This is a genomic window from Rhizobium fabae (genome assembly GCF_003985135.1).
In the GTDB taxonomy this organism is placed as follows: Bacteria; Pseudomonadota; Alphaproteobacteria; order Rhizobiales; family Rhizobiaceae; genus Rhizobium; species Rhizobium pisi.
In genome coordinates this window covers 16,195-41,016 of the sequence record NZ_ML133659.1, presented here as the reverse complement: position 1 = coordinate 41,016, position 24,822 = coordinate 16,195, and the positions used below count along the sequence as shown (strand labels likewise).

The following is a 24,822-nucleotide window of genomic DNA, read 5'->3' as shown; positions in this document are numbered from 1 at the left end:
AATGGCGCGCGAAGACACCGAAGACGCCATTATCGCCTACAAGTCCATTCTGGCGCAGATCATCGACAATAGGCCATCGGGCACGCGCCAGCGCCTGGCGACTGCGCTTGGCAAACACCGCAGCTTCGTCACCCAAATCACCAGCCCGACCTATGCGACGCCGCTGCCGGCGCGCCATCTCGCAACGATCGTCCGCGTCTGCCATTTCAGCGCCACTGAGGAAGAGCGCTTTCTCGAAGCCTATCAGGCCGCCCATCCCGGCAAGCTGCCGGATCTCGGCCATTCCGAGAAATTGCGGCACCTGTCGCTGATGGTGCCTGATTTCGGCGACGACCGGAAAAACCGCCTGCTCGAAGAGGCGATCTCCGATCTGGTGCAGAAGATCGTCGCGATTTCAGGGGCGAGTGAGCCCTGAGTGGTGAGCAGGTTGACGTAACGTAATGCTTGGCCTTGGGAGGGGCTTGATGAAGAAGTTCATGAACACTGCGGAAACCATGGTCGCCGAAAGCGTCGAAGGCTTCGTGCGCGCCCATGAGGCCTTCGTGGTGTTCGGGACCGAACGCAAATGCATTCGCCGCCGCGATCTCACGTCGGGCAAGGTGGCGCTCATCTCGGGCGGCGGCGCCGGCCACGAACCGATGCATATCGGCTTCGTCGGCCAGGGCATGCTGGATGCGGCCTGTGTCGGCCATATCTTCACCTCGCCGACACCGAGCCAGATCATTGCCGCTATCGAAGAGGCCGATACCGGCGCCGGCTGCCTGCTCGTGGTCAAGAATTACGACGGCGACCTGATGAACTTCGAAATGGCGATCGAGATGGCTGGCGATCGCCACAGCCTCGACATGGTCGTCGTCAGCGACGATATCGAGACGTCGAGAACAGGCGAAGGCCGCGGCCGGCGCGGTGTCGCCGGAACGCTGATCGTCGAAAAGATCCTCGGTGCTGCGGCCGAAGGCGGCATGCCGCTTGCCGAATTGAAGCGGCTTGGCGAGGGGTTGAACACACGCATCCGCTCGATGGGCGTGGCGCTGAACGGCGTGACGGTGCCGCAGACCGAGCGCACGACGTTTACGCTCGGACCCGACGAAATGGAAATGGGCGTCGGCATCCACGGCGAGCCCGGTCACGCCAGGCAGCCCTTCGCCGCCGCCGACACCATCATCGCCCATCTCTGCGAGACCATCACCAGCGACATCGCCGTGACACCGGGCATGCGAGCCCTGCTCTTCGTAAACGGGCTGGGCGGCACGCCGCCGGCCGAACTCTATCTCGCCTACAACGGCGCCCGCCGTTTTATCGAGGAAAGAGGCATCCCGATCGAGCGCTCGCTTGTCGGAACCTACGTCACCTCGCTCGACATGCAGGGACTCTCCGTCACGCTTGCCATGCTGACCGACGAGGAGATCGCCCTCTGGGACGCGCCGGTGGCGACGGCGGCACTGCGTTGGCCGTAACCGCCATCCCGAAATTTCAGATGTAAAGCGGCGCCATCTTGCGCCAGGCGCCGGCGCGGTGGGCGCGCCCGTCCCAGACATGCAACTGATGGCGAATGTTCTTCTCGCCCAGCAGCCGGCTGAGATAGCGGTTGTTGTCGAGGAAAGGGTCGGCGTCTCCGATTGTGAGAACGATTTCGATCTCGCGCAGCCTGTCGAGCCGCCAGTCGGAACCGAGGCCGGGCAGGAAATGCGTCGGTGTGTGGTAATAGACGCTGTCGTCGTAGTAGCCGTCGAACAGGTCGCCGAAGGATTCCACCTTCATCGTCCGGTCGTAGCGGCCGGAAAAGGCGACGAGCTTGCGGAAGAGATGCGGATGGCGGAAGACGAGGCTCGCGGCCTGGAAGGCGCCGAGGCTGCAGCCATGCACGATGGTGCAGTCATGCGGGTTCTTCCAAGCCATCAGCGGCAGCACCTCGTTGAGGATATAATCCTCCAGCGCCGCATGCCGGCGGATGCGCTCGGCCGGATGGTGGTGGAAGCCGTAGAGGCTGTCGGCCGCCAGTCCCTCGATGCAATAGAGCTGGAGATGGCCGGCCTGCAGCTTGTCGGCAAGGCTCGCGACCAGGCCGAGCTGCTCATATTCGAAGAAGCGCCCTTCCCGCGTCGGAAAAACCAGCACCTTGGCGCCGGCATGGCCGAACACCAGCATCTCCATGTCTCGATGCAGCCGCTGACTGTAACAACTGACATATTCGCGGTTCATGGCACCCTGAAGTACTGTCCGATCTTATCGCGGAGCACCGCCTCTTGCTCAGCACTTCCAGGGTAATCGAAATGACCGGCGTCCAGGATGAAGATTTCATTAAATTTCGGTATCGCATTTGCGACAGCGAACTGGCAGGGCGGCGCGACGGAAGGATCGAAAAGCGCGACCGCCGTCAGCATCGGCACCTCGATCCGCTGCGCCGCGGTCGCCGCATCATAGAAGCGCAGCGTCTCCAGCACGTTTCCATGCCCCGCCTGATATTCCTGCACCGATTGCGCGCTGCCGACGGTCGGAAGCTTCAGCCGCAGCGGCTGTTGCCCAAAGCTCGGCAGTGCGAGATGGCCGCGATCGATGCGCGGATCATAGGCAATCGCCATCGCCCCGACGCCGCCACCGAAACTGATGCCGCTATAGCCGATATGTCCCTCAAGCCAGGGATAGAGTGCCGTCAGTGTCGAGACGGCAAGCCAGAGATCCTCGACACAGCCGCCGATGATATAGTCCTTCGGCTTGTCGATATCGTGGAGCACATGCCAGGAGGGATTCTGCGAGATCGGCGGATGGGCGCTGAGCGACAGCCCGCGGCAGCAGGGAAAGAGGATCGCCGTTTCCGTAAGCGGCAGATCGAAATCCGGCCGGTCCCGCCCGCCGTAACCATGCCCGACGACGAGGCCGCGCCGCACCTGCCCCTCGCGCGGCAGGATGAGCCAGCAGCCGATCCGGAAAGAGCCGGTCGAGAGATAGACGAGATCGAGCACATGCCAGTCGGGATGGCTGATCTCGCTTAGGGAAAGCGCCGGCCGCGGATCGACATCAAGCGCCTTGCGATACCGCGCCTCCCAGAAAGCGTCGAAACCATCAGGCCCCTCCGGCGGCTCGATCGCCAGCAAGTCTTCCAGCAGCATGCCGTAGGTTGGATCGAAGGCGAAGGGATGTGTCTTAGGAATGCTCATCCAAGGTTTCTCTCGTGAAAAGGCTGGCGGCGCAAGACTCAGCCGCGCCGGTCGCGAACTTGCACGAGCCAGCACCCTTCGTAGCAGTCCGCGCCCTATCGACATGCATGTTATGATGACGGCGGGCTGGGCGCCTGCTTCAAAGGAGACAACACCGTGACCAGGATCGTCAAGATGCGCCCGAGCGCAGGCTCGGAAGTCGTCAACCGGGGTCGACGCAGGTTTCTGACCGCCGCTGCGACCGGGATTGCCGCGGCGGGCGCGGCAGGCCTCTTCCCGCCGCGACGAACGGCTGATGCCGCGGACGATGCCGTTCGTCAGTTCCGTGTCGATGTTCCCGAGGAAAATCTCGCCGACCTTCGCCGTCGCATTGCCGCCACGCGCTGGCCCGAGCGCGAGACGGTCGAAGACCAGTCGCAGGGCATACGGCTCGAAAAGATCAAGCCGCTCGTCGATTATTGGGGCACCGGCTACGACTGGCGCAAAGCCGAAGCGCGGCTGAACGCGCTGCCGCAGTTCATGACAGAAATCGACGGCCTCGATATCTACTTCATTCATATCCGCTCGAAGCATCCCAATGCCCTGCCTGTCATCATCACTCATGGCTGGCCGGGTTCGGTGTTCGAAAATCTCGAGGCCGTCGGTCCGCTCACGGATCCCACAGCCCATGGCGGGCGCGCCGAGGATGCATTTGACGTCGTCATTCCGTCGATGCCGGGCTTCGGCTTCTCCGGCAAGCCGGCCGGCACCGGCTGGGGACCGGACCGCATCGCCGGCGCATGGGCAGAGCTGATGAAGCGGCTCGGCTATACCAGCTATGTCGCCCAGGGCGGAGACTGGGGCTCGCCAGTCTCCAGCGCCATGGCGCGGCTCGCGCCACAAGGCCTGCTCGGCATCCACATCAACCTGCCGGCGGTCGTGCCGCCCGAGATTGCCGCTGTGCTCGCCGTCAACGGGCCGGCGCCGGAGGGGCTCTCGCAGGAGGAACGCGCGACCTTCGATGCCCTCAGCGCTGCCGCCAGGATGGGCAACCGTTCCTATGCCACGATGATGGGCACAAGGCCGCAGACGATCGGCTATGCCATATCGGATTCCCCTGCCGGCCTTGCCGCATGGATGCTCGGCCACCCCGGCTTCACGCAATGGACCTACGACAACACCGATCCGGAAAAATCTCCCGACGAGGTGCTGGACGATATCACGCTCTACTGGCTGACCAACAGCGCCGCCTCTTCGGCGCGGATCTACTGGGAATATGACAGGGGGCGCAGTCCCCTCCTTGCCGCCGGCGAGAAGACTTCGGAGATCGCATTGCCGGTCGCCATATCAGTCTTTCCCGGCGAGAACTATCAAGCCCCGGAAACATGGGCGCGCCGCGCCTATCGCAATCTCGCCTACTTCCACAAGGTCGATAAAGGCGGCCACTTCGCCGCCTGGGAAGAGCCGGAACTCTTCTCTGCCGAACTCCGGGCCGCCTTCAGGCCGCTGCGCCAACCGACATGACATGAACGATGCAGCACGCTCGGCATTCGCGGCATGGATCCCAGGCTCCTGGGGCCTGGGATGACAGAGGAAGGGCGGATGTCATCCCTCTCTTCCTCGCCGCCGCTCTTGCTCAATCCGTGTTCTGTCCCGCCGCCTCGAGGATCAACCGGGTGATCTCGTCGGGATGAGAGATCAGCGACAGATGGCTGGCCTTTACCTCGATCGTCTTTGCCCCCATGCGCTTGGCCATGAAGCGTTCGAGATCGGGATTGATCGTCCGGTCTTCCGTCGAAACGGCATACCAGCTCGGCTTCGAGCGCCAGGCGGCCTGCGTTGTCTTGCCCGTCAGCAGTGCCTTCTGGAACGGCTGCTGCACGGCGTAGAGCACCTTGGCCTTGGCCTCCGGCAGGTCGCCGGCGAAATCGCTGAGGAAGGCGGCTTCGCTCAAGCGTCCCTCGTCGCCGTCGAAGACGATTCCGGCAGAGGCCGGCGGCGTCGGGAAAGTCTTGGCGAGCGCGGTATAATCCTCGCCCGCATCCGGCGCCCGGGCGGCGACATAGACGAGGGCCGAAACATTGGGATGCACGCCGGCCTCGGTGACGAGCATGCCGGAAAAGGAATGCCCGACCAGCACGGTCGGGCCGTCCTGACGGTCCAACACGCGGGTGACGGCAGCGACCGCTTCCGGCAGCGTCGTCAGCGGGTTCTGCACCGCCGTGGCGTTGAGGCCTGCCGCCTGCAGCCGCGCGATCACCTCGGTCCAGCAGGAGCCGTCGGCAAACAGCCCATGCGCCAGCACGACATTGCGCGCCTTCACCGGAGCCGATGTCCCATGCCGCGGCTGGAGAGAAGAGTGGCGGCGGCGCCGGCAACGAGGGCGGTCGAGAAAGCCCGTCTGTTCATCATCATGATCTGGTTTCCTTGTGCGCTGAGACGGTTGAAGGGTCGAATGCATGGGTCCGAAGCCCGGGCGGGGCTCGGTGAAAATCGGTTGATCGATGACATTGTGTCGGGATCGCTAATCCCGGACGCGAGGCATTGGCCTCTGTCCGTGTTGAGCGCGTTTCCGTGTATTCCAATTCGGCATTTGTTGCGGCTTGCGTATACGGAACGCCGCCGACTGGATATTTATGTATTCCTATTTCAGAAAATGTCAATTATTGAATACGTAACAGCTTCGTGATAGCCATTACGCATACACAGACTCATATCTCACGCGGGTTTGCATACGCGCCCCGTACCATCGGTCCGGAACGAGGAGACGACGAAATGGCGAATGTCTTTGAAGGCGAGGATGACGATGATCGCGGCCTCATCTCCGATCGCATCCGCAACGCTCTCACCGATGAGATCGCCGCCGGCACGCTGGCGGCGGGTGCTGCCCTCGACGAACAGCAGCTCGCCGATCGTTTCGGCGCTTCCCGCACCCCGGTCCGGGAAGCGCTGCGCCAACTGGCGGCGGGCGGCCTGGTCGAGCTTCGCGCCCGGCGCGGCGGCATTGTCGCCAGCATGACACCGGAGCGCATCATGGACATGTTCGAGACGGTGGCCGAGATCGAAGCCGTCTGCGTCAGGCTCGCCACCTATCGCATGACGCCGCTGGAGCGCAGCCGCCTGATCGAACTGCACGACCTCTCCCGACCGATCGTCGAGGCGGGCGATTTCGACGCCTATGACAGCTTCAACCGCCACTTCCACGAAACCATCTACCACGCCACCCATAACGGCTTCCTTGCCGAACAGGCGATCACCATACGCAACCGCCTGAACGCCTTCCGGCGCACGCAGCTGCGCCAGGGCGAACGGCTCAGCCGATCGAGGGACGAACACGAGGCCATCATGCAGGCGATCGCCGAAGGCGATGGCGAAATGGCGTCACGCCGCATGCGCGCCCACATGCTGAACGCCGCCACCTCGCTCAGCCGCTTCATCGAGGCCGGCAAGCCGGTGTGAATTTGTGGCTCCTATGCGCGAGCCCCCGACGCTTTTGGGCGGCTATCGCGGCAGATACCGTCCCGGAATTCGACGCCTGAAGCTTGCGATTTAATCGGATGCGATATATATAAGACATCGATATTCAACGAGCTGAAGAGGATGGACCAATGCCGACGTCTAAAAGTGCAAAGGCACGCGACATGCCTGCGCCCGCCTCCCCCGCGGGCAAGGAGGGCAGGAAGCTTTCGAACTTCCTGTGCTTCGCGGTCTATTCCACCAATCTCGCCTTCGGCCGCGCCTATAAGCCGATCCTGGACGAGCTTGGCCTGACCTACACGCAATATATCGCGCTGGTCGCCCTCTCTGAGGAAGACGACCAGACGGTCAGCATGTTGGGGGAAAAGCTGTTTCTCGAATCCAATACCCTGACGCCGATCCTCAAGAAGCTGGAATCGACAGGCTATCTCACGCGCCATCGCGATCCCGCCGATGAACGGCAGGTCCGCGTGAGCCTGACGCCGGCCGGGCGCAATCTCCTCCTCGACGTCGACCCCGGCGGCACGCTGATTGCCGCGACCGGCCTCGGCGATGATTTCCCCGTCGTGCAGCAGACGGTAACGAGGCTGCGCGACAACCTGCTGCGGGCACAGGTCGAACCGGAGAAATCTTGATCACCACGCCTGTCACGACTTGGTGACATGCCTGCGGCGGTGCATTTTTCTTCCGCAACGGAGAAGACCACATGCCCGAGATCGCGATGGGCGCCTTGAGCCGCAACGGAACGTTTCTTCTCGCAAGGCGAAGTTCTGAGCGCAGGATTTATCCAGGTCGCTGGAGCCTGCCCGGCGGCCCACATCGAGGACGGCGAAGACGCCGAGGCGGCGATGCGCCGGGAATTGATGGAGGAAATAAGCGTCACGCCGGAGCGCTGGCAGCTTGCGCGAAAGTTCGTGTCGCAAGCTCCGCCCGAGGCATCCGCCACCTTTCACGTCTATCACGTCGAGAGCTGGCAGGGCTTCCCGCAGCTTGTCGGCGATGAACATACCGAACTCAGATGGTTCAGCGCCGCCGAGATAGAATGCGAAACCGAGCTGGCGCCGCCCCAGCTCGGTGAAATACTCGCAAGCCTCGCTATACGAGGGAGCGGCAAAGACTGAAACCGCGGCGCGCGGACCGGTCCGGCGCGACGCGCTTCCTGCTTCACTGGCGCAGCGACCGGAACGCCGTCCTCAACTCGGCGGTGAAAGCCGCCGGCTGTTCCCAGGCGGCGAAGTGACCGCCCTTCTCCAGCCTGTTGTAGTGAATGAGCTTGGGATAGGCCTTCTCCGCCCAGCTCTGCGGCGCCTGGTAGATCTCATCGGGAAAAGCACTGACGGCAACCGGGATCTTGATGCCCCTGGGGTCGAAGAATCCGCCGCTCGGATGGTGCGCGTTTTCCCAATAGAGGCGGGCCGAGGAGATTGCGGTGTTCGTCAGCCAGTAGAGCGTGACGTTGTCGAGGATATCGTCCTTCGTCAGCCCTTCGGGCTCTCCGTCGAAGGAACGGGCGATCATCCGGTAACTGCGGATGTCGTGGTCGAGCATCCAGGCCGCCAGTCCAACAGGCGAGTCGACGATCGCGTAGAGCGTCTGCGGCCGGTTGTTCATCTCGATCGCATAGCCCAGCCCGTTCTTGTAGAAGTCATCGAGCTGATCCCAGGCGCGCCTTTCGTCCGGCGACAGGTCGGCTGGCGGCATGCCGCCGGCAGCGAGAGCCTTGGCGATGTCAGCCGGAACCGTGGCCGCCATGTTCGTGTGGATGCCGAGCAATCCCGGCGGCTCCTGCACCGCCATAAGTTCGGTGACCGCATTGCCCCAGTCGCCACCCTGCGCCACGAACTTCGTGTAGCCGAGACGTTGCATCAGCGCCGCCCAGGCATGCGCGATGCGAGGCGGGTTCCAGCTCCCCGACCCCGTCGGTTTCCCTGAAAAGCCGTAGCCCGGCAAAGACGGGATTACCACATCAAATGCGTCCGCTTCGCTCCCGCCATGCGCGGTTGGATCGGTGAGCGGTTCGATGATCTTCAGCTGCTCGATGATCGAGCCTGGCCACCCATGCGTGATGATGACGGGCAGCGCGTTTTTATGCCGGGAGCGGACATGAATGAAATGAATGTCCAACCCGTCGATCTCGGTGATGAACTGCGGGAGCGCATTGAGCCGCGCTTCCATCTTGCGCCAGTCGTAATCGGTCGCCCAATGCTTCGCGAGTTTCTGGATCGTCGAAAGCTGCACGCCCTGCGTATCGCCCACGACGGTTTCTTTGTCGGGCCAGCGGGTCGCGGCAATGCGACGGTTGAGGTCGTCGAGCTGATCCTGAGGGAAACTAACGCTGAACGGGCGGATCTCCTCGCCGTTCGCCCACGCGCCGGGCACGCCGGCAATGAGGCCGACGGCCCCGGCGGCGGCCGTGGCTGCAAGCAGCTCGCGCCGCGTCGGCGATAATGAAAATATGGGGGACATGACGCTCTCCTATCGTTCGATCTGCGTGGATGGGATACGAGGATCGACTGGCCGACCTCGTTTGTAACAGCAGGTCATTCGCGTCTGCCCGGGACTATGCCCCCGGGCAATCCGGGGGTCAATTGACCCGGTCAGGCTATGCCTCTGCTGCCCTGACTGTCCTTTCAGGCCGGCGCGACGACATTGCTGCAAGCGCGCCCTCCTCCATCATCTCGGCCGCTTTCGCGTAGCCGCCGCCCATTCCGTCGAGGAAATGCAGGTGCGAATCCGGCCGGCCTGATGGCACCAGGCAGGTCATCAGCGCATGCGACTGGCGGTGCAGGCCGAAATCGATCTCGCCGCGCGCTCTTGCCGCGACGAGAATGGCTTCGACGCTGTCGATCTCTTCCGGCGTGCAGTCCAGCGTCAGACGCAGACCATCGTCGAACTTGCGGAAATCCGAATGAGAGGCAACCTCCGACCAGCCTTCCGCACTGACCTGCTTCGCACTGTTCCTGGGGATAGCATTATTCCGCGAAAGCGGATGTGACCGGCGCGGCGCCGCATCGAAAACCTGAAGCACGCGCCTGGCGAGCGCCGCAAAAACCTTGGGGCTCGTGTGCTCGCGAGGCTCGACCAGCAGCGACAGGATCTCCCCCTGCCGGCTCGGAAACGGCGCCCAGTCGCAGCTCAATCCCGTCAGATCAGGCCTCGTCGCATAGCGGCCCGGCTTGACGAGATAGCGGCCGTTCTTGATCTGCTGTTCCGCCCATTTGAGTCCGCCGCCGGCAAACATCGCATAGGTCGCGTTTTCGGAAGCGGCATAGCGGGCGATCTTCACGTCGCGCCCGCCTGCGCGGATCTCGCGCACGGTGAGCAGGCCGACGCGAAGATCGAGATCAAGATCGCTCCTGACGAAATCCGCGACCTGCCGCAACGCCGATGTCGCAGCCATCAGGCCGTGCGGTGGCAGGGCGAAGGCCGCTCCGTCTCCGCGAAACACGAAAGGGAAATCGAAGGAGCCCCAGGCATTGCCGAGCGCCGCGATGATCGAGGCGCCGGCATAGTTGACGTCTTCATAGCGCCCTGCCCCGATTGCCGCGGTCGAGCTGACGACATCGGTGATGCCGATCAGCCAATCCTCAGGCAACGGCTCGTAAACATCGGGGTCGAGCAGAAGCGAAAACTCGTCATAGGCCCGGTGCGGCTCTGGGTGGCTGTTGGTCATGGCATGTTCTCCGGATCGGCGGCGTTTGCGATGGCTGCTGGTTCAAGAACGGCTCTGCCGGCCGATCGGCAGACCCCCGCTTCGAAGATGTCGGCGACGAGGCCGGCCCTCCCACTCAGACAAGCCTGGTTTCGACGTCGATATTGCCGTGCGTGGCCTTCGAATAAGGGCAGATGCCGTGGGCTGCGTGGATCAGCTCCTCGGCGACGTCGCGATCGAGGCCGGCCAGGCTGACATTGAGGTGCGCGCGCAGGAAGAAGGAACCGTTGTCGGCATGGAGGGTGATCTCGGCATCGACCTCGGGACCGGCCGGTAGCGTGATCTTGCGCTGCGATGCGGCAAGCTCGATGGCGCCGATATAGCAAGCCGACCAGGCGGCGCCGAACAGGTTTTCAGCCGCCGGATGCGGTTGCGGCAGCTTGATGTCGAGCGTGCCGTCGCTGCTGTGGGCATAGCCGTTGTGGCCACCGGCGATGTGGGTCTTGCCAGTGAAAAGAAGCTTCTCGGTCATAGTCATATCCTTTCGATTTGATTTACAGCGTATCCGATCTAATCGGATGCGCTCTACATATGCTCACCGGAAACCGATGTCAACACCATTCGATTTAATCGGATACGATTTATTAAATCATGGGCGGCCGAAGCCTTCGGATATGACGCTGCGGAACGAGCGATGCGGGCGCAATTTGGAAACATCACCCTGTCGCATTATCCGGTAAGGCTGCGGATCACCGAAGCCGAGGATGTGTTCCTGGCGCTGACCTCCTACCCACCCGGCGAAGGCGCCGGCGAGCCTCAGCTCGCACAATTTCGCCAGGCCATCGCCGATGCGTTCAGGCAAGGCGATGGCGTGCTCGAGGTCCGCAGGGAAAGCGCGCTGTTTCTAAGCGGGAAAACCGCCTGAGCAGGATGCACTGTCTCAAGCGGTCGCCGCTTGCGCAGGACGGGCGGCGCGCGTCCCGAGAAGAACCAGCGGAACCGCGATCACATAGATGACGACGACGGAGAGCCAGATGGCGCCCGGCCATGCCTTCTGGACGGTGAGATAGAATGTCGAGAAGGCCAGCGGGCCGATGATCGAAGCCAGGCTGACGGCCGATGTCAGCACACCCTGGAGCTGGCCCTGGCGGGCCGGATCGACCTGCCGGCTGGCGAGCGCCTGGAATGCCGGCGTGCCGATGCCGCCGAGCGCGAAGACCGGCATGATCGCGAACACGATCCAGCCTTGGCTGGCAAAGGCCATGGCGAGGAGAGCGAGGCAGGCGCAGGCGATGCCGACGACGACGGCCCCGCGTTCGCCCAGCCGTTTGGCGGCCGGACCGGGCAAGAGCGCCTGCACCACCGTCTGGCAGACGCCGAAAGCGCCCAACGAAAGACCGATCCAGAGGCCGTTCCATTGGAACGTGTCGAAACCCCACAGAGCCCAGCACGTGCCGTAGGCTTCGCCGGTGGCGCTCAGGATGAAAAACACGAGGATGACGGGCAGAAGCCCCTTCATCGACAGGACCCAGCCGAGCGGCCGAAGCGGATTGAGCGCCGCCAGCTCGATCTTTTCGCGCGCCGGCGTGCGGGATTCCGGCAGAACGAAGAAGGCCAGCAGCATGTTGCAGGCATTCAACACGGCAGCCGCGATAAAGGGAAGCCGCAGCCACTGATCGCCGAGCAGCCCGCCGAGCACTGGGCCGATGATGAAGCCGATGCCGAAGGTCGCGCTGAACAGGCCGAAGCGACGGGCTCGCGTGTCCTCCGCCGAAATATCGGTGATGTAAGCCATGGCCACCGAGACATTGGCGCTGGTGAGGCCGGCGATAGCGCGGCCGAGAAGCAGCATCCAAAGCTCTGGCGCGAACGCCATGACGAGATAATTGATCGCAGCTCCCGCAAGCGAAATGAGCAGCACCGGACGCCTGCCGAGATTGTCGCTCAAAGCGCCGAGCACCGGCGCGAAGATGAACTGCATCAGCGCGTGGAGCGCCGTCATGATCCCGATATAGGGAGCGATGTTTTCGGTATGGGTCACCTCCTGGAGAAGCCGCGGGAGAATGGGGAAGATGAGCCCTATGCCTGCGGCGTCGAGGCCGATTGCGGTGAAGATGACGATAAGGGGTTTGTTCATGAGCACGACCTCCGGCTCTGCACCCGACGCTCATGGCGCCGAGATATACTGAGTTTAAATATGTACTGAGTACATAAATACGCCGACACATGCGGAAGTCAATGTTAAATGTGTACTGAGTATAAAATCCCTGCTATCGGTGACGGCATGTCAACGCCACCCGACCGGCGAAGCCGCAAGCGCTTCGCCACGCGACGCTCGATTGCCCAGGCCGCCGACCGCCTCTTCCGCGAGCGGGGTTTCGAGCATGTGACGGTCGATGAGATCGCCGCCGCCGCCGATGTCGGGCGGATGACGGTCTTCAACCACTTTCCCCGCAAGGAGGACATGTTCTTCGACCGCGACGAGGAAGGCCGCGAGATCCTGCGCGAGGCGTTGCGGCAGCCCGAGCCCGGCGTCTCGCCGATCGAGACCCTGCGCCGGCTTGCTCACCGCCTCATCGCCGAGAAAGCTCCCTTCGCCCAATTTTCTGACGAGAGCCAAGGCTTCGTCGAAACGGTCGAGCGCAGCGACACCCTCAAGGCGCGGGCGAGAGCGATACGGGACGAACTCGCTGACTTGGTAGCGGTGGCGATGGCGGAAGGTGCAGGCCGAGACGCCGGCGATCCCGCCGCCCATCTGGCGGCCGGCCTGCTCATGGCGACATGGACGGTGGCTTTCATCCAGGCGCACCGAACCTTTCGGCGAGGCCGGGATTCCGAGGAAGCGAAAACCGCCTTCCTCGCCCTCGTCGACCAGGGCACCATCGGCCTGAAAGCCGCCATGGCAGGCACGCCTTACGCTTGAATAGTGGCGGCCTAAGATCGCGGCCGGCCGTCATCGAACAGCGCGGCAAGCCACTGATAATATCGCGGCTGCTTCTCCCGCAATTGGCTGCGCGAATAGGGCGGCCGCTCGGTATTGCCGAACAGATAGACGCTCGCCGTCACCGCGAAGAATTCCCGGTCATTGCTCATCATGTAGGAATCATCAGGCCAGAGCCCGCGGCCGCTGCTGAAGAATTGCCTGACGTCCCCATTGCCGAAGCCGCCCGGAAGCATCCGGTCGTTATAAGCATGCAGAAGCTCATGCAGGATGACCGGCATGTCACGATCGAGCTCCCCGACGCGCAAATCGACGCCGGTCTTGCTGCTGTAATGGCCGGGACCAAAGCCTGCGGCGGCGGGGTCGGCCCAGATCGGAATCGTCCGCATGAAGGTGAGCACGTCGGGCTTCAGATGGACACGCTCGACGATGTCGAGCTGCCTTTTGACGGCCGAAACCATCTTTTTATCGGGCTCCGCGCCCCTAGCATTGGTGAGATCGACCTGCCATCCGTGATAGCTGAAAACAAGCGGATCGGCGGCTGCCGCTCCGGCCATTGCGATCGTCATGGCGATGGCGGCGCAAAGCGCCAGAATTGTCGAAATCCTCCGCACCGGCCCCTCCTCGGCGTGTCACGATGCCGACTGTCGCACAGGCGATCGGGAGGCACAATCACGTCACCGCAGCGTCGATGCCGCCGACCTGATCTCGGAAAAAGCCAGGGCGGCGCTTAGACCTTCTCTTTCTTCTTGATCTCTTCCTTCGGCTCCACCGGCGCATCGGGTGTCGGGGCGAGCAGCTTGCGCAGCGATGCGATCTTATCCTTCACCAGCGGCCGAAAACGCGTCGCGCGATAGGGCATGTCGGCAGCGCCATAACCTTCCGGCCCGTCGTCGTTGCCGCGGTGGATTTCCTCGAGCTTCACCCCGATGAAGGTGCCGTCGACATAGTGGGTGTATTCGCCGACCCAGCGGATCGTATAGATCTCGCCCTTGCGGATGAGCTGGTCGATGCTGACATGCTTGAAGGTGTCGTTGATACAGACGACCTTCTGGCCGACGTGAAATTCATAGCTCATGGATCAAACTCGCAAACGGTCTTCCGCCCCGCCGATCTATAGCGCGCCCGGCCGCGGGGATGAACCCTTTTCTGGCGGCAGGGCCCAATTGCCGCGGTAATGGGCGCGCCGGCTCACAACCTAATCGCAATAGACTTTGCCGCTCTTGCGGGAGCGCAGGTCGAAGTGGAAATGGTTCCAGTGCTCCGGATTGCTGCCCGGACCGAGCACGGTGTTGAAATAACGGCAGCTGTCGCTGCGCACCGCCTTCAGAAGCCGGCCTTCGCGGAAGGAGAACAGGCCCTTCTTGCGCACGTCGATCTCATGGCCGTTCTTCAGGACGAACTTGCCGACGTCGATGGCGTTGCCGCGGGCGTGTTCCGACATCGGATTGTATCTCTGCCGGCTGTTGTTCATGCGCCGGCAGGAATAGCCGCCGAGCGGCTCGATCGTCTTGATGCCGGTCCAGTAGCGGTAGCGGGCCGATGGCGCCAGCTCGTTCTTCACCCATTTGGCGAAGGCAAGCGTCACCTGGCAGTTCAGCGTCACGGCGGGGCTGACGCCGATATTGCCGGAAAGCCCTTTGAGCGAGACGGGATAAGGCACCTGACAGGCAGCCCCGTTCGAAATCGGCGGCTTTTCGTCGAAGAGCACACCCATGCGCTTCAGTTCGCGCCGGCAGGCAAGCTCGGAGGTTGGCATGACGCTCGGATCCACCGGTGCAGCGGGCTCGCTCATCATCGGGTTGTTTGGCCGGAGCATCGCGACTTCCTCACCCTCGTCCTCTTCGGGAACGCGAGTGGGCGCCACGACGGGGCTGCCGTCGCTCCAGGCGGGCGCCCGGCTCATCTGCGCCTGCGCTGCCGGCTGCGGCATCGCTCGCGGCGCAAGCCGGCGCGCGGGTGGGTTGAGCTGGGTCGGATTGTCGGTGCCGATGCCGTCGACCACCGGCTCGGTGGCATTGCCCTCGGCGATCTGCTGCTGTTGCTCCTGCGCCAGCCCGACCACCGGCTCGGCCCCGAGCTCGTCATCCATGTTGACGCCGCCGGACGGGATCGCAAGGTTCTTCGTGCCGCCCCAGTTTTCGGTCTGCTGGCCTGCCGCCATCGCCTCGTCGCTATCGATCATCGGCAGTCCCCGCGCGCCCGGCGCGGTGCGCCTTGCCGGCGCAGACGCAGTCTGCGCGGGATGCCCGGTGCCGGCGAGGTTGGGCGTGTCGAGATAATCGACGGAGCCCTGCGAATTGCCGACAGGCACGCTGGAAACGGGATAGGAGGCCTGGCTTTCGGCGGGCGCGAGGCGCTCGGCGCGCGTCATCTGCATCGAAGGCGCCATGCGGGCCGCCCCCCGCGCCGGCGAGATCGAGCTGACCCTGGTTCCGTTGTCGACATTGGCCGGCGGCACCAGCCCATCGCTGATCGAACAGGTCGTCAGCGCCGCCGAGAGCAGCACGGGCAGTAGGGATCGCCGAGGAAAGGAAACAAACGCCATACTCTTATCGCTTCCACAGGCGGGCAGTGCAGTGACCGAAAAAACTCGATCCAATTTTAATTAAAAACGGTGAACGAAAACTTACCCGCACAATCTGAACGCGACGCAGATGAAAAAAGGCCTGGGATGACGCAGCGTAAGGAGGAAGATTTCCCAACAAACTGAAGGCCGCTTGCGCGGCCTTCGATCAAGGTGAAGCCATACAGCCTGGCGCAGTTTCACACGGCGCCCGACCCGTTGGTAAAGTTGATCAGGTCGGCCATGGTGAAATGACCCGGCTCGGCGCCCGGCAATGTCGGCCGCCATTTCGGCCATTGCGCCAGGAAGGAATGGCGATCCTCACGGATGAGGCCGGCAAGGACCTCCGCGACGATCGTGCCGCCCACCGGCCCGAGATGCTGGCTGTTTCCAAAGATCTCCGCCTCGCGCAGGATGTAGAACCATAGCGGCGCGTTGCCCTTGAAGATCCCGGGATGATTGGTCAGCAACGCGGCGCGCGCCCTCTTCCTGTCGGCATCCTCGCTGTCGAACAGCTGCTCGTCCGACAGCGCCTCCATTTCCATATGGCGGGCCACCGCCTGACCGGAAGGCAATCCGAGCCGCCAGCCGCGCAGCAGGTTCAAGGCGGCGAGCGCCCTGCGGATCTTGATTGGTTCGTGCCGGTGATCGGGCAGGCTCGTCAGCGGATCGACCAGCGTCGTGTCGAGCTTGTAGGAAGGCTGCGGCAGAACGGCGCCGGCCGGCGGCTCTCCATCCGGGGCGATCCCGTCGAAGAAGAAAGCCCAGTCGATCGGCCAGAAGCCGGGAAGCTCGCGAAAACCGTTCAGATTCGCCAGCGGCTCTCCCTCGAGCAGCGAGAAGATCGGAATGCGGTTGAACGTCGCCGTTTTCCCGTTGAACGGCTGCTCGACGGGCCTCGGCTTCGTCACGATCCGGTTCAGGGAATAGCTCGGCCTCACCATCGAGTGGCCATATCGGTAGGCCGCGACGGAGAACTCGACCGGGATGAAGGCGTAGCGGCCCTGCGGATTATAGAAGCGGATATTTGGCTTTTCGCCTCTGCCGACGATGACGCGCTCGTAGGTCTCGCGGCCGATGATCCGCGGCAGGAAATCATGCAGGACGATCCACTGGTAGTGCCAGCGCACCGTCTGCTGACAGAGCTCGAAATCGCGGCTGCGCAGCGTATCGACGACCTTGTTGTGAAATCGGAGAAAGGTGGCGTGGAGCTGCGAGACGATCACGTTTTCGTCGTTGCGCTTGTCGCCGAGCAGCGCGCGCCGGATCGGCGCGCTGTTCCTCGGCAAGTCGGGGCGGTTTTTCCGCGTGCCGTCGAAATCCTTGTCCTCTCCGAGCAACAGATGAAGCTCATCGTCTTCATAGAGGAAAGGCTGGTCGGCCGGTCCGGAGCCATAGACCGAATCCAGATCCAGCCGCGGCGTGCGAAAATCCTGCAGGGCATCGGGATCGTTGAAACGGTCGAGCGACGAGACCGGATCGAAGGTGATGTCATGATCGAGAAACTGGCCGAAATAGGTGAAGCCGGCCGGAATTGCCGGGTTCTCGTCTTCGGGCTCCCGCTCGTTAAGCGCGACGTCGACCGGTTTTCCCTCCTCAATCTTCTCGGCGAACTCCCCCTGGAACATCGTTTTCGCGAGATCGGTGATTGCGTCCTCGGTAAATGCGGCGGCCGGCAGGTTGCGGAACATCCTCCCGAACCTCTGGTCGCGAACACTCGAATGCGCGACGCTATCCATGCCTCTTACTGGCGTACCATGCTTGCTGCGAGCCATATCGGCCTCCCTCGGTTACTCAACTGGAATGCGGCAGCGGTGCGATGAGGGCAGTGACATCAGGTGGGGAAGACTGAGATCCCCGAATGCGGAAGACGCGCGGCGGCCATGCCAAGGCCGCCGTGGCCGTGGTCCCGGATAATGAGAGAAATTGGAGAATTACGGTGGCTTCCGCTCCGACAGCGATTGCTATCGTCGAAATGCCCTGCCCTCAACTACAACCTGAATGAAGCATAACGACAGAAAAATTGCAACGACATTCGCTTAATGATTGAATCCGCTACTTTTTACCAAGCATATCTTGCGGGTATATCAGCCTGAAGATCTTGGAATTCCGCCAATCCACGCTCCTCTATAGTCGAGAGGATCATACGGACAATACGATCCGGCATCTGAGCGCGATGATGCCGTCACAACGAAAAAGAGCCGTCGTGGCGGCTCTTTTCCTGACGTTTTGATCTGAAGCTGCCGTGAGGCCGTTACTTCGCTCTTCCCCTCACGCGGCCCGCGTATACCTTGCCTCGGCGCGCTGCTCGGCCGCGCGCAACCGGAAATTCGAAAGCAGCGTCTTCAGCTGTGTGCTTTCGTCGGCAAGCGTGCGGCTTGCCGCCGTCGTCTCCTCGACCATTGCCGCGTTCTGCTGCGTCATCTGGTCCATATGGTTGACGGAGCTGTTGATCTCGTTCAGCCCGGTCGATTGCTCGCGCGCCGCCGTCGCAATCGAGGCGACGTGATCGTTGACCCGATTGACCAGCGCCTCGATCTCAAGCAACGCGTCGCCGGTCGAGCGCACCAGCGCAACCCCGCCCTCGACTTCCGCCGCAGACCGGCTGATCAGTTCCTTGATCTCCTTGGCCGCATTGGCGGACCGCTGGGCAAGCTCGCGCACTTCCTGCGCGACCACGGCAAAGCCGCGGCCCGCCTCGCCGGCGCGTGCGGCCTCGACGCCGGCATTCAGCGCCAGCAGGTTCGTCTGGAAGGCGATCTCGTCGATGACGGAAATGATCTGGTTGATGCGGCTCGAGGATTCCTCGATCCGGCCCATCGCGGTCACCGCATTGCGGACGATATCGCCGGAGCGTCCGGCGCTCGCCTTGGTCTCGGCGACCATCTCGCGCGCCTCGTTCGCCCGCTCGGATGCCGTCTTGACCGTCGCGGTGATCTCGTCGAGCGCTGCCGCCGTCTCTTCAAGGGCAGCCGCCTGCTGTTCGGTGCGCTTCGACAGGTTGCCCGTCGCCTCGCTGATGTCGGAGGCGCTTTCGTTGACGACGCGGCTCGATTCGGCGATCGCATGGATGACGCCGTTCAGCGCATCGACGGCAGCATTGAAATCACCCCGGAGCTTGGCGTAATCCTCGCCGATATCACCGATCGAGACCGTCAGGTCGCCGCCCGCAAGCTTCTCCAGCCCGACGCCGAGTGCCTGCATCGCGTGGGTCTGCCGCTCGGAGGCCGAACGCAGGTTCGCCTCGTTGCCGCGACGCTCTTCCTCGATCTGCCGCTGCCTCTCATCCTCACGGCCGCGCAGCGCGCTGCGCTCGTCGACGGAATCGCGCAGCACCAGCAGCGCCTTGGCCATCTGGCCGATCTCGTCGCGGCACTCACTGCCGGCAATTTCCACCGATGCTTCTTCGGCGGCGATCGCACTCATCGCCGTCTTCAGCCGGGCGATCGGCATTGTGACGCTGCGTACGATGGCAAAGGCGATCGCGATCGTCACCGCCGCACCGAGCAGGCAAAGCGCCGCGGCCCAGATCGCGTTCTGGCGATAGAGGGCGGCAAGGTCGTCGGCATAGACGCCAGTGCCGACGATCCAGCCCCAGGGCTCGAAACCGGCGACATAGGAATATTTGAGAACCGGCTCATCGGCGCCCGGCTTCGGCCAGTAGTAGTCGACGAAGCCCTTGCCGTCCTTCTTCACTTTGTTGACGAACTCGACGAACAGGAACTTGCCGGTGGGGTCCTTGATCTGCGAGATGTCGGTTCCGTTCAGTTGCGGCTTGATCGGGTGCATCACCATGGTGGGACGCATGTCGTTGATCCAGAAATAGCCGTCGGCGCCATAGCGCATCGCGCCGATCACGTCCTTGGCGGCCGCCTGCGCCTGCTCGCGGGTCATGGTGCCCGCCTGCTCCATCTTGTAATATTTGTCGAAGATGCCGAGCGCCGTCGCCTCCATCTTCTCCAGCCCCGCTTTCCGCTCCGCCTGCAGCTCGGAATAGGAATAGTTCAGAAAAAAGACCATCGTTGCCGCAAGCACGGCAAGCGTGAAGCCGACGAGGCAGTAAAGGCGGGTGGAAATCTTGACGTTGCGCATGAGCTTCCCGGCGATTCTTACATGTGTAATTCGTCACATAGTGAAACAGCTGAATTACCGGACAGTAAAGTTAGATTAGCGCCCCCTCACATAACGTAAGGTGAGATGACGGTTGCAAAATTCAACCGACTGAAATCGAACGGAATTTTAATCGGCGCGGCCCGCCATATTTTTGCCACAGCCGGCCGGACGTAGGAGCTATCCCCGCCGCTCGCGCCTTGACACCGCATTGGATCTGGCAGGGCCGGAGCGCGCGAACCAGACCTCGGCTGAAAGCGAAACGAGTTTGCCGTTTGAATTGTTCGGCTTAGCACCTTGGAAATGAAACCGCGAATGGTAAGAACAGGGATGCCGCTAGGCCCCAATCCGATACATAACGAAGGCACCGCTTGCCTCAGATTTTGGCCGTTGCCCCGGCTTGGGATTAGGTCCGTATGGGCCTTCCCCCTTGGAGGAGTAATATAGATATCCTGTTGCCATATGAAGCAACAGCGAAACTCCTGAAGTCGAAAGCAAGATAAGCGCTATACAGAGCGCACCCGCATCACAGTTTTGATTTTTAATATCGATGTTTATTCCTGTGAATTGCCAATATATGCATGATACTATTATATGAGAAATCCCAAATAATACGAATGAATACAAAGCTACCAATTTATGAGTTGCAGAACTCAATATAATCCTCGTTTATTATATTCAATTTAACTATGTTATAAGCCAATAAACAGCGACCTCCTTCCTCTAGAAAAGAAATCGATACGCTGCAACAGTGCGACTCATTATGTATGTACCTTTTGAGTCGGCGGCAACTCACCCAAACAAGTGCACCCGCCACCGGCCCGCCACACCCTGCCTTCCCGCCTTTTACACGCGTTTGACCTTGCACTAGGGTGCTCTCCAGTGAATCACTCGCCACTACCGCATCAGATGGAGAACCCTTGATGACCGACACCGCCAAGCCGAGAGGTAAACTGACGCTGCGCACGCTTGCCATGCCCGGCGACGCCAATCCGGCCGGTGATATCTTCGGCGGCTGGGTCATGGCGCAGATGGACCTTGCCTCCGGCATTCGCGCCGCCGAGCGCGCCAGGGGCCGCGTCGTCACCGCCGCGGTCAAGGAGATGGCCTTCGAGCTGCCGGTCAAGATCGGCGATACGCTGTCGGTCTATACCGATATCGAGCGCGTCGGGCGCACCTCGATCACGCTGATCGTCGAAGCCTGGGCGCATCGCTCGCGCTACAACCAGCAGGAAAAGGTCACCGCCGGCACCTTCATCATGGTGGCGCTCGACGAAGAGGGTAAACCGAAGCAAGTCCCCGAGGAGTGACAGGGCAGAGATCGAAAGCATGGAAACGGTCAGCTCGCCGGAGGTCTTCCTTCACATCAAGGTGGTGATGGGCATGGTCGTCAGCCTCTCACTGGCGAGGCTGCTCACCGGCGTTGCCGGCATCGTCCAGCATCCCGGCAAGGCGAAGGTCTATCCCGTTCATCTCGGCTGGGCGCTGTCCCTGTTCCTCTTCATCATCCATATCTGGTGGTGGGAATACCGCCTGCAGGCCGTGCCGGTCATCGGCTTCGGCATCTATCTCTTCCTGGTCTGCTTCTGCAGCCTGTTCTTCCTGCTCTGCGCCCTGCTCTTCCCGGCAAGCCTCGATGAATATGGCGGCTACGAGGAATATTTCATCTCGCGGCGCAAATGGTTCTTCGGCGTCCTCGGCCTCACCTACGCCATCGATATCCTCGACACGGCGATCAAGGGCCATGAGCGCATCCTCTCGCTCGGCTGGGAATATCCCGCCCGCAATATCGTCTACATCCCGCTCTGCGCCATCGCCGCCTGGACCCCCAACCGCCGCTTCCAGACCACCTTCGTCATCATCAACCTGATCTATCAGGTAAGCTTCATCTTCCGGCTTTATGATGTGCTGGGGTGAGACGCGGTCCCGCAAAGCGGGAGCAATCGATCCAGTGAATCGATTGCAGCGTCGAACGCCCGGAGCCATGCGAAGGGCCGGGCAGCCGCAAACTCCCCAACGAAACCGTCTCAAACATCACTCGCCGGCTTCCGTCCTCTGCATCACCCCGTCCGCCCATCGAAGCCACACCGCCATATAATGCGCAGCACACGCCCCCGCCCCCAGGATCACGATATGATGCAAAAAGAACCCGATCGTAGACTCCTGAAAATCCCAGAAATCGATCGACGGCCGGCCGATGAGCCTGTCCCCGATTCCCATGATGACCATGCTGCGGATACCGCACACCGCTATTGCGCCGGCGACGCCTCGAAGGGCAGCGGTCCTGATAGCGTCCGGCGGCCCGACCCGCAACAACCTGCCCGTGACGGCCATGATCATCGACCAGTGAAGGCCGAGATGGACGGCGGCGAGGATGAACGCCCAATAGGCCGCAAGGATGTGAATTTCACGCGCAGTCGGCCCGCCGCTAACGGGAAGGAAAGCAAACACGCTGCGCGATATCATCACGCTGGTCACCAGCAATGCTGATATCGCCAAGGCGATCGAGATATTCGATGCGATTGTCACGAGGCTCTGCCTGCCGCGCGCCACCTTCGGAAGCCTGCCCCACCACCGCCTGTTGAAGACGTTGTGCGATACGAGAAGAATGAACATGCCGGTGCCGATCAGCTCATGCGACGTGTTGTCCAGCCACCAGTAGGCGAGAGCGACCAGAAGCAGCCCGGCGGCCATGAAGTCCAGCACCAGGCGCATCAGGAACAGCGGGCTCACAATGCGACCCTCGCCGCGGTTTCGCGCGGGCCTAGTCAATGACCACCCCCTTCGAAAGCCTTGAGATCGTCGAGCGTGTAGAGGAAGTCTTCGTCGGCTCTTGAGGAATGGCAGGACTGGCACCGCGCCGTGTTCTCGGCCATGTTGACGCTGCCGTCAGGCTTGAACCATTGGAATTGCCAGTCACCGGTGCGACGGTCCTCGTCATAGTCGTCGCCCCACCCGAGGCCCTTTTCCATGACGAAGATGCGGTAGACTTTCCCGTCGCGGTAGTCGACCAGCGCGAAATGCGTACCCGCGGGAACAGGCTGCCCGTTCTTCACCGCCTGGATGGCTTCCTTGGTCGTCATGATGTGCTCGGTCACCTCGCCGCGCCTGACAGTGGTGTAATGAACGAGACCGGCCAATTCGGGCATCGTCGTCCGGTTCGGTTCGGCATCGACCTTCCAGCCGATGAGAGCGACGGCAGCGGCCATGGCAAAGAGTATGGGAATGCGTTTGAGGAGATGACGCATGGATGTCTTTCCTGATTTCGGACAGAAGCGGTAGGCCGCTCGTCTCATTCGCGTGCGAAGACGTCTTTCGCGACGGTGACCGCCGAGACCGCATTCGGCCAACCGGCATAGAAAGCGAGATGGGTGATCGTCTCGATCAGCTCGTCCTCGGTCACGCCGTTCTGGCGGGCGATGGCAAGATGGGACCGCAGCTGGTCGGGCCGGTTCATGGCGATCAGCGCGGCAACGGTGATGAGGCTGCGATCCCGCTTCGACAGCTGCGGGCGCTCCCATATATCGCCGTAGAGCACATCGTCGGTCAGTTCAGCCAGTTTCGGCGCGGTCGCGCCCATCAGTTGCTGGGCGCGCGAGCGCCTGGCCTTGTCGTCGCCTTGCGCGGGCGTCTGAGCGCTGCCGACGCCGGGTAGAACGGCGAGCACCATGCTGGCCGACAGCATCAGGTTTCCCAAAAGATGTTTCATGGATTTCACCTCATGATTTCCAGGATCGGGCAAATGCCGCGAAGATTTCGCGGTGGATCAGTCGAGCTTCTTCTCGCGGAGGAATGTCGAGACCAGATCGGCGATCTCAACGTTGTTCAGGTCGGAGAACGGGAAGTGGGTGTTGCCGCGGATGCCGATCTCGGGAAGGTGCACGACGGTGACATCGCCGCCATGCCTGTTCACCGTGTCGCGCCACAAGCGCGCCATTGCCAGACGCACCCGCCAGCTGTCCTGCGCCGGCATCGGCGTCGGCTGGTCTGGAATGTTGTCGCCGTAATAGATGACAATCGGAATCTCAGTCAGCTTGATGAAGTCGTCCATCGGCACCGGCACGCCCTTCAGCGTATCGAACGCGCTCGGCATATCGGCGGGGAGCTCGCCTGCCGGGAACACGAAGCTGCTGCCGGGCTCGAAGGCGACGATGGCTTTGACCTTGTCGCTCTTGATGGCGGTCAGCCAGCCGGGTCCGCCGCCCTGCGAGTGGGTGAAGAGGATGCCGGGGCCGATCTTTTCGAACAGCTTCGCCACCGCATTCGACACGACATCCATGTCGAACGGCCCGGTATTCGGCGTCATCGCGCGAAAATACTGGTTCAGCGCTTCCGGATCATGGGAGAATTGCACGCCGTCGAAGTAGTTCGGCCAGATGCCGACGCGAAACTGGTTGAACCAGAGCTGCTCGTCCGCCGTCGGCTTCACTGTCGTCTCGGCCATGGTCCGACCAGCCCCGCCCCGGCGCGGCTGGTCAATGAGATAGGTGGAGAAGCCCCGACGGAGGAAGATGTTCTGGAAGCCTTCCCGGCCGTCGGGCGTCGTCTCCCAGGTCTTGGAGAATTGTCCGGCCCCGTGCCACATCGCGATCGGGTACCGACGCGGGTTCACCGGCACCTGGTAAAAGGCAAAGGCGTGATCGCCGTGATAGGTCTGGCCTGCTGGATCAAGAGGTTTCAGCGGATCGAATGTGCCAGGCGCTGCCGTGCTGGTTCCCCCGACGGCAAAGCTGCCCTGCTCCTGGATGACCAATGGCTCCGGCTTTGCCGCATCGGCAGCCATCGCCAATGTCGCGGCAAGCTGCGCAGAGGCAAGCAGCAATGCGCCCAAGGTGTTGGACAATCCATATCGCATGTCGGCTTCCCGCTTCGTTTCGGATGAGAAGGTAGCGACATCGCACCGTCAGGATTAGACGGCTCAGACAGCTAGGCTCTATTA

General features: G+C 62.2%; 23 protein-coding genes and 3 pseudogenes. 10 read left to right on the top strand and 16 right to left on the bottom strand.

What is annotated here, in order from left to right:
- The first annotated feature begins 1 nt into the window (after window position 1).
- Window positions 2-415 (top strand): hypothetical protein, encoded by a 414-nt coding sequence (locus EFB14_RS26720; RefSeq protein ID WP_125848237.1) that lies wholly within the window; start codon window positions 2-4, stop codon window positions 413-415.
- Between the two features lie 49 nt (window positions 416-464).
- The gene (locus tag EFB14_RS26715; protein ID WP_126829524.1) at window positions 465-1,457 is read left to right on the top strand and encodes a dihydroxyacetone kinase subunit DhaK; all 993 of its coding nucleotides are present in this window, start codon (window positions 465-467) and stop codon (window positions 1,455-1,457) included.
- Window positions 1,458-1,473: 16 nt separating this feature from the next.
- Here the strand turns inward: EFB14_RS26715 and EFB14_RS26710 are convergent, their stop codons facing one another.
- A complete protein-coding gene (locus EFB14_RS26710; protein ID WP_126829523.1) occupies window positions 1,474-2,202 on the bottom strand; it encodes an esterase family protein in 729 nt (242 codons plus the stop codon).
- Complete coding sequence (locus EFB14_RS26705; RefSeq protein ID WP_126829522.1) at window positions 2,199-3,158, bottom strand: acetylxylan esterase; 960 nt, start codon at window positions 3,156-3,158, stop codon at window positions 2,199-2,201. Before EFB14_RS26705 ends, EFB14_RS26710 begins: the two co-directional genes overlap by 4 nt.
- 174 nt (window positions 3,159-3,332) lie before the next feature.
- Here EFB14_RS26705 and EFB14_RS26700 point away from each other — a divergent pair, with 174 nt between their 5' ends.
- On the top strand, window positions 3,333-4,661 hold the full coding sequence (locus EFB14_RS26700; RefSeq protein WP_126829613.1) for an epoxide hydrolase family protein: 1,329 nt from the start codon (window positions 3,333-3,335) through the stop codon (window positions 4,659-4,661).
- A gap of 112 nt (window positions 4,662-4,773) precedes the next feature.
- Here the strand turns inward: EFB14_RS26700 and EFB14_RS26695 are convergent.
- Window positions 4,774-5,552, bottom strand: a pseudogene (locus EFB14_RS26695) (alpha/beta fold hydrolase).
- 360 nt (window positions 5,553-5,912) lie between these two features.
- On the opposite strand from EFB14_RS26695, the gene EFB14_RS26690 reads away from it, so the two are divergent.
- The 3 genes and pseudogenes from EFB14_RS26690 to EFB14_RS26680 all read left to right on the top strand — a co-directional run bounded on the left by EFB14_RS26690 (window position 5,913) and on the right by EFB14_RS26680 (window position 7,735).
- Window positions 5,913-6,596, top strand: coding sequence for a GntR family transcriptional regulator (locus EFB14_RS26690; RefSeq protein WP_126829521.1), 684 nt, complete (start codon window positions 5,913-5,915; stop codon window positions 6,594-6,596).
- Window positions 6,597-6,745: 149 nt separating this feature from the next.
- Window positions 6,746-7,249: a MarR family winged helix-turn-helix transcriptional regulator gene (locus tag EFB14_RS26685; RefSeq protein WP_126829520.1), complete on the top strand. Its 504-nt coding sequence runs from the start codon at window positions 6,746-6,748 to the stop codon at window positions 7,247-7,249.
- 71 nt (window positions 7,250-7,320) lie between these two features.
- A pseudogene (locus EFB14_RS26680) lies at window positions 7,321-7,735 on the top strand (NUDIX hydrolase).
- 43 nt (window positions 7,736-7,778) lie between these two features.
- Here the strand turns inward: EFB14_RS26680 and EFB14_RS26675 are convergent.
- From EFB14_RS26675 to EFB14_RS26665, 3 genes are all read right to left on the bottom strand, one after another.
- Window positions 7,779-9,080, bottom strand: a complete 1,302-nt coding sequence (locus EFB14_RS26675) for an epoxide hydrolase family protein (protein ID WP_126829519.1) — start codon at window positions 9,078-9,080, stop codon at window positions 7,779-7,781.
- 136 nt (window positions 9,081-9,216) lie between these two features.
- Window positions 9,217-10,287 carry a DUF3095 family protein gene (locus tag EFB14_RS26670; RefSeq protein WP_126829518.1) on the bottom strand — a complete coding sequence of 357 codons (1,071 nt, stop codon included), beginning with the start codon at window positions 10,285-10,287 and terminating at the stop codon, window positions 9,217-9,219.
- Window positions 10,288-10,402: 115 nt separating this feature from the next.
- Window positions 10,403-10,798, bottom strand: coding sequence for an Ohr family peroxiredoxin (locus EFB14_RS26665; RefSeq protein WP_126829517.1), 396 nt, complete (start codon window positions 10,796-10,798; stop codon window positions 10,403-10,405).
- Between the two features lie 123 nt (window positions 10,799-10,921).
- Here EFB14_RS26665 and EFB14_RS26660 point away from each other — a divergent pair.
- Window positions 10,922-11,191, top strand: a pseudogene (locus EFB14_RS26660) (class I SAM-dependent methyltransferase); the annotation flags it as partial.
- Window positions 11,192-11,206: 15 nt separating this feature from the next.
- On the opposite strand, the gene EFB14_RS26655 reads toward EFB14_RS26660, so the two are convergent.
- Window positions 11,207-12,403 (bottom strand): TCR/Tet family MFS transporter, encoded by a 1,197-nt coding sequence (locus EFB14_RS26655; RefSeq protein ID WP_126829516.1) that lies wholly within the window; start codon window positions 12,401-12,403, stop codon window positions 11,207-11,209.
- A gap of 147 nt (window positions 12,404-12,550) precedes the next feature.
- Between EFB14_RS26655 and EFB14_RS26650 the strand changes: the two genes are divergently transcribed.
- Window positions 12,551-13,189 carry a TetR/AcrR family transcriptional regulator gene (locus EFB14_RS26650; RefSeq protein ID WP_126829515.1) on the top strand — a complete coding sequence of 213 codons (639 nt, stop codon included), beginning with the start codon at window positions 12,551-12,553 and terminating at the stop codon, window positions 13,187-13,189.
- 11 nt (window positions 13,190-13,200) lie between these two features.
- On the opposite strand, the gene EFB14_RS26645 is transcribed toward EFB14_RS26650, so the two are convergent.
- The 5 genes from EFB14_RS26645 to EFB14_RS26625 all read right to left on the bottom strand — a co-directional run bounded on the left by EFB14_RS26645 (window position 13,201) and on the right by EFB14_RS26625 (window position 19,865).
- The gene (locus EFB14_RS26645) at window positions 13,201-13,821 is read right to left on the bottom strand and encodes a hypothetical protein (RefSeq protein WP_126829514.1); all 621 of its coding nucleotides are present in this window, start codon (window positions 13,819-13,821) and stop codon (window positions 13,201-13,203) included.
- A 116-nt stretch (window positions 13,822-13,937) separates the two neighbouring features.
- On the bottom strand, window positions 13,938-14,285 hold the full coding sequence (locus tag EFB14_RS26640; RefSeq protein WP_126829513.1) for a CAP-Gly domain-containing protein: 348 nt from the start codon (window positions 14,283-14,285) through the stop codon (window positions 13,938-13,940).
- A 120-nt stretch (window positions 14,286-14,405) separates the two neighbouring features.
- Complete coding sequence (locus tag EFB14_RS26635) at window positions 14,406-15,755, bottom strand: extensin-like domain-containing protein (RefSeq protein ID WP_126829512.1); 1,350 nt, start codon at window positions 15,753-15,755, stop codon at window positions 14,406-14,408.
- A gap of 218 nt (window positions 15,756-15,973) precedes the next feature.
- The gene (locus tag EFB14_RS26630) at window positions 15,974-17,548 is read right to left on the bottom strand and encodes a peroxidase family protein (RefSeq protein WP_245438310.1); all 1,575 of its coding nucleotides are present in this window, start codon (window positions 17,546-17,548) and stop codon (window positions 15,974-15,976) included.
- Window positions 17,549-18,044: 496 nt separating this feature from the next.
- Window positions 18,045-19,865 carry a methyl-accepting chemotaxis protein gene (locus EFB14_RS26625; protein WP_126829511.1) on the bottom strand — a complete coding sequence of 607 codons (1,821 nt, stop codon included), beginning with the start codon at window positions 19,863-19,865 and terminating at the stop codon, window positions 18,045-18,047.
- 941 nt (window positions 19,866-20,806) lie between these two features.
- Here EFB14_RS26625 and EFB14_RS26620 point away from each other — a divergent pair.
- Window positions 20,807-21,193, top strand: coding sequence for an acyl-CoA thioesterase (locus EFB14_RS26620; protein WP_126829510.1), 387 nt, complete (start codon window positions 20,807-20,809; stop codon window positions 21,191-21,193).
- Between the two features lie 19 nt (window positions 21,194-21,212).
- Window positions 21,213-21,800: a hypothetical protein gene (locus EFB14_RS26615; RefSeq protein WP_126829509.1), complete on the top strand. Its 588-nt coding sequence runs from the start codon at window positions 21,213-21,215 to the stop codon at window positions 21,798-21,800.
- 117 nt (window positions 21,801-21,917) lie between these two features.
- Here the strand turns inward: EFB14_RS26615 and EFB14_RS26610 are convergent, their stop codons facing one another.
- The 4 genes from EFB14_RS26610 to EFB14_RS26595 are packed head-to-tail and all read right to left on the bottom strand — an operon-like array spanning window position 21,918 to window position 24,738.
- Window positions 21,918-22,616 (bottom strand): DUF4405 domain-containing protein, encoded by a 699-nt coding sequence (locus EFB14_RS26610; RefSeq protein WP_126829508.1) that lies wholly within the window; start codon window positions 22,614-22,616, stop codon window positions 21,918-21,920.
- A gap of 35 nt (window positions 22,617-22,651) precedes the next feature.
- Window positions 22,652-23,131, bottom strand: coding sequence for a cytochrome P460 family protein (locus EFB14_RS26605; RefSeq protein WP_126829507.1), 480 nt, complete (start codon window positions 23,129-23,131; stop codon window positions 22,652-22,654).
- Between the two features lie 44 nt (window positions 23,132-23,175).
- The gene (locus EFB14_RS26600) at window positions 23,176-23,592 is read right to left on the bottom strand and encodes a carboxymuconolactone decarboxylase family protein (RefSeq protein WP_183605079.1); all 417 of its coding nucleotides are present in this window, start codon (window positions 23,590-23,592) and stop codon (window positions 23,176-23,178) included.
- Window positions 23,593-23,649: 57 nt separating this feature from the next.
- Complete coding sequence (locus EFB14_RS26595) at window positions 23,650-24,738, bottom strand: alpha/beta hydrolase (protein WP_126829505.1); 1,089 nt, start codon at window positions 24,736-24,738, stop codon at window positions 23,650-23,652.
- Between the last annotated feature and the right edge of the window lie 84 nt (window positions 24,739-24,822).

Coding starts and splice junctions, on each gene's coding strand:
- EFB14_RS26705 (WP_126829522.1), bottom strand. CDS start 3,158: ATGAGCATTCCTAAGACACATCCCTTCGCCTTCGATCCAACCTACGGC.
- EFB14_RS26605 (WP_126829507.1), bottom strand. CDS start 23,131: ATGCGTCATCTCCTCAAACGCATTCCCATACTCTTTGCCATGGCCGCT.
- EFB14_RS26615 (WP_126829509.1), top strand. CDS start 21,213: ATGGAAACGGTCAGCTCGCCGGAGGTCTTCCTTCACATCAAGGTGGTG.
- EFB14_RS26715 (WP_126829524.1), top strand. CDS start 465: ATGAAGAAGTTCATGAACACTGCGGAAACCATGGTCGCCGAAAGCGTC.
- EFB14_RS26690 (WP_126829521.1), top strand. CDS start 5,913: ATGGCGAATGTCTTTGAAGGCGAGGATGACGATGATCGCGGCCTCATC.
- EFB14_RS26685 (WP_126829520.1), top strand. CDS start 6,746: ATGCCGACGTCTAAAAGTGCAAAGGCACGCGACATGCCTGCGCCCGCC.
- EFB14_RS26670 (WP_126829518.1), bottom strand. CDS start 10,287: ATGACCAACAGCCACCCAGAGCCGCACCGGGCCTATGACGAGTTTTCG.
- EFB14_RS26675 (WP_126829519.1), bottom strand. CDS start 9,080: ATGTCCCCCATATTTTCATTATCGCCGACGCGGCGCGAGCTGCTTGCA.
- EFB14_RS26635 (WP_126829512.1), bottom strand. CDS start 15,755: ATGGCGTTTGTTTCCTTTCCTCGGCGATCCCTACTGCCCGTGCTGCTC.
- EFB14_RS26640 (WP_126829513.1), bottom strand. CDS start 14,285: ATGAGCTATGAATTTCACGTCGGCCAGAAGGTCGTCTGTATCAACGAC.
- EFB14_RS26655 (WP_126829516.1), bottom strand. CDS start 12,403: ATGAACAAACCCCTTATCGTCATCTTCACCGCAATCGGCCTCGACGCC.
- EFB14_RS26710 (WP_126829523.1), bottom strand. CDS start 2,202: ATGAACCGCGAATATGTCAGTTGTTACAGTCAGCGGCTGCATCGAGAC.
- EFB14_RS26650 (WP_126829515.1), top strand. CDS start 12,551: ATGTCAACGCCACCCGACCGGCGAAGCCGCAAGCGCTTCGCCACGCGA.
- EFB14_RS26595 (WP_126829505.1), bottom strand. CDS start 24,738: ATGCGATATGGATTGTCCAACACCTTGGGCGCATTGCTGCTTGCCTCT.
- EFB14_RS26700 (WP_126829613.1), top strand. CDS start 3,333: ATGCGCCCGAGCGCAGGCTCGGAAGTCGTCAACCGGGGTCGACGCAGG.
- EFB14_RS26665 (WP_126829517.1), bottom strand. CDS start 10,798: ATGACCGAGAAGCTTCTTTTCACTGGCAAGACCCACATCGCCGGTGGC.
- EFB14_RS26630 (WP_245438310.1), bottom strand. CDS start 17,548: ATGGCTCGCAGCAAGCATGGTACGCCAGTAAGAGGCATGGATAGCGTC.
- EFB14_RS26600 (WP_183605079.1), bottom strand. CDS start 23,592: ATGAAACATCTTTTGGGAAACCTGATGCTGTCGGCCAGCATGGTGCTC.
- EFB14_RS26625 (WP_126829511.1), bottom strand. CDS start 19,865: ATGCGCAACGTCAAGATTTCCACCCGCCTTTACTGCCTCGTCGGCTTC.
- EFB14_RS26620 (WP_126829510.1), top strand. CDS start 20,807: ATGACCGACACCGCCAAGCCGAGAGGTAAACTGACGCTGCGCACGCTT.
- EFB14_RS26720 (WP_125848237.1), top strand. CDS start 2: ATGGCGCGCGAAGACACCGAAGACGCCATTATCGCCTACAAGTCCATT.